The 2874-nt window shown below is 70.6% G+C and carries 4 protein-coding genes and 1 pseudogene; 4 read left to right on the top strand and 1 reads right to left on the bottom strand.

The features are described from left to right. Positions 1–118: pseudogene (locus ACFR9S_RS14375) on the bottom strand (TIGR01177 family methyltransferase); the annotation flags it as partial. A gap of 120 nt (positions 119–238) precedes the next feature. Here ACFR9S_RS14375 and ACFR9S_RS14380 point away from each other — a divergent pair. From ACFR9S_RS14380 to ACFR9S_RS14395, 4 genes are all read left to right on the top strand, one after another. Beyond that, positions 239–799: a TATA-box-binding protein gene (locus ACFR9S_RS14380; protein ID WP_379732391.1), complete on the top strand. Its 561-nt coding sequence runs from the start codon at positions 239–241 to the stop codon at positions 797–799. Between the two features lie 4 nt (positions 800–803). Beyond that, the gene (locus ACFR9S_RS14385) at positions 804–1190 is read left to right on the top strand and encodes a DUF7473 family protein (RefSeq protein ID WP_379732392.1); all 387 of its coding nucleotides are present in this window, start codon (positions 804–806) and stop codon (positions 1188–1190) included. Positions 1191–1254: 64 nt separating this feature from the next. After that, complete coding sequence (locus tag ACFR9S_RS14390) at positions 1255–2556, top strand: amidohydrolase (RefSeq protein WP_379818932.1); 1302 nt, start codon at positions 1255–1257, stop codon at positions 2554–2556. 8 nt (positions 2557–2564) lie between these two features. Continuing rightward, the coding region (locus tag ACFR9S_RS14395) for an MFS transporter (RefSeq protein ID WP_379818933.1) at positions 2565–2874 on the top strand (310 nt) is incomplete at its 3' end.

Below are 2874 nucleotides of genomic sequence, written 5' to 3' on the forward strand. Positions count from 1 at the left end.
GGCCGACGTGGCCCGCACGGGCGAGGCCGGGCGCGAGCAGTTCAACGCCCGCCGCGGCGGCTTCGGCCTCGCGGGCCGCGAACGCGTCGTCCTCGCCGGCGAGTTCGAGACAGTACACGCCCGAGGGTGGGTCGGGAGCCGGAAAGAGGCTGGCGTTCCGCCGTGGGCGCCCCTGCTGGGGGTTCCGGCACGTCTGACCCACCAACCTATTTAAACCTCTCCGCCGACCCTTAAAGCGATGACCGACCCCAAGGAGACGATCACCATCGAGAACGTCGTTGCCTCGACGGGCATCGGCCAAGAGCTCGATCTCCAGAGTGTCGCCATGGATCTGGAGGGCGCCGACTACGACCCCGAGCAGTTCCCGGGGCTGGTCTACCGCACGCAGGACCCCAAATCCGCCGCGCTGATCTTCCGTTCGGGCAAGATCGTCTGCACCGGTGCGAAGTCGACCGACGACGTCCACGAGAGCCTCCACATCGTCTTCGACAAACTGCGGGAGCTGAGCATCCCGATCGAGGACGACCCGGAGATCACCGTCCAGAACATCGTCACCAGCGCCGACCTCGGCGAGAGCCTGAACCTCAACGCTATCGCCATCGGCCTCGGGCTGGAGAGCATCGAGTACGAGCCCGAGCAGTTCCCGGGGCTGGTCTACCGGCTGGAGGAGCCGGACGTGGTCGCGCTGCTGTTCGGCTCCGGCAAGCTCGTCATCACCGGCGGGAAGGAGCCGGCAGACGCCGCCGAGGCCGTCGACGTGATCACCGAACGGCTCGACGAACTCGGCCTGCTGGACTGACAGCGTGCTCTCCTTGGTCGCCGTTTCCCAGCCGGCCACGCTGCAGGCGACGACCCTCTCGGTGATCGCGACGTGGCTGCTGTTCGCCGCCTTCCTCTCGCTGACCGCCTTCATCGCCGCCCGCAACCTGCTCGGCGACGTGTCGCTCTCCCCGCACGCGATCGTGGGGCCGCCGGTCGCGGCGATCGCGTTCCTCGTGGCGACGTTCGAGTTCTCGCCGCTGCTCGGCCTCCTCGCCGCGCTGGCCGTCGACGCCGTCGCCTTCCGCTACATCCACGGCCTGAACCGCCGGCTGCTCGCGGGCGTCGTCGTCATCCACTTCACGGTGAGCGTCATCCTCGGCGCGATCCTGTTCAGTCTGATCGCGCTGATCGGCTCGGCGCCGGTGTAGCACGCGGCTGTCGTCGGCGTCGAGGAACGACGGCTTAACGCCCCCGGCCCCGCCACTCCCGGGCATGAATACGCTCCGTATCGCGAACGGCCGCGTGCTCCGCCCCGACCACTCGATCGCCGAGGCCGACGTGCTGATCGACCAGTCGACGGGCGACATCGACCGCGTCGCCGCCCCCGACGAGATCGACGCTACGGCGGAGGAGACGCTCGACGCCGGCGGCGGCCTCGTCGTCCCCGGCCTCGTCAACGCCCACGGCCACGCCCCGATGACGCTGCTCCGGGGGTACGCCGACGACAAGCCCCTCGACGCGTGGCTGCAGGAGGACATCTGGCCCGCGGAGGGCGAACTCACCGCCGAGGACATCCGCGTCGGCACCGAACTCGCCGCGGTCGAGATGATCCGCACCGGGACGACCGGCTTCGTCGACATGTACTTCGAGGAGCCTCACGTCGCCGGCGTCGTCGAGAGCTCTGGCCTGCGCGCGATGCTCGGCCACGGCTTCGTCTCCGTCGGCAAATCCGAGGAGGGCGCCCGCGAGGACATGGAGAAGAGCGTCAACTTCGCCGAGCAGTACGACGGCCTCGCCGGCGGCCGGATCTCGACGGCGGTGATGCCCCACTCGCTGACGACGGTGAACGAGGAACTCCTCCGAGAGGCCGTCGAGCGCGCCCGCGAGGCCGACCTCCCGGTCCACATCCACGCCAACGAGACCGAGGACGAGGTCGCGCCGATCGTCGACGAGCGCGGCGTTCGCCCGCTTGCGTACGCCGAGGACGTGGGCCTGCTCGCGGACGGCGACTTCCTCGCTCACTGCGTCCACGTCGACGACGAGGAGATCGAACTCCTCGCCGACTCCGAGGCCGTCGCGGTCCACTGCCCGGCCTCGAACGCCAAGCTCGCGTCCGGGATCGCTCCCGTCGCCGAAATGCTCGACGCGGGCGTCACGGTCGGCCTCGGCACCGACGGCGCCGCCTCGAACAACGACCTCGACATGTTCGACGAGATCCGCGACGCCGCGATGCTCGGGAAGCTCGGCGCCGACGACGCCGCGGCGGTCCCGGCGAGCGCGGCGGTCCGGATGGCGACCGAGGGGTCGGCGGCGGCGCTCGGCTTCGACTCCGGCCGGATCGAGGCGGGCGCGAACGCGGATCTCGCGGTCGTCGATCTCGACGCGGCGCACCTGACGCCCGAGCACGATCTGGTGAGCCACCTCGCGTACGCGACGAGCGGGCAGGACGTGCGGCACACCGTCTGTGACGGCGAGGTGCTGATGGAAGACCGGGAGATTCAGACGCTGGACGCCGAGGCGGTGAAAGAACGCGCCGAGGAGCAGGCCGAGGCGCTGGCCGACCGGGTGGCGTAGCCGGCGGAATGGACCGTACCGACCTTCGGTTCTCGGGATGGGAGTTGGTCGTCGCCGCGGCCCTGGCGATGGGTGCCGCGGGGATCTACCAGTTCGGCTGGTCGTCGATCCGACTCCCGCTCGGGAGCCGGCTGGGGGCGCCGGAGTCGGCGCTCGGCACCGTGTTCACGCTGTTCGTCGTCTTCCAGACGCTCGGGCAGTTCCCCGCGGGCTGGGTTCGCGACCGCTACGGCCCGCGACCCCCGCTGGTGGCGGGAGCGATCTGTCTGACCGGCGGCCTCGCGGCCCTCGCGGTCGCGCGCTCGCTGCCGGCGGCCT

It is taken from the genome of Halolamina salina (assembly GCF_042678005.1).
Lineage (GTDB): Archaea > Halobacteriota > Halobacteria > Halobacteriales > Haloferacaceae > Halolamina > Halolamina salina.

Coding starts and splice junctions, on each gene's coding strand:
- ACFR9S_RS14390 (WP_379818932.1), top strand. CDS start 1,255: ATGAATACGCTCCGTATCGCGAACGGCCGCGTGCTCCGCCCCGACCAC.
- ACFR9S_RS14380 (WP_379732391.1), top strand. CDS start 239: ATGACCGACCCCAAGGAGACGATCACCATCGAGAACGTCGTTGCCTCG.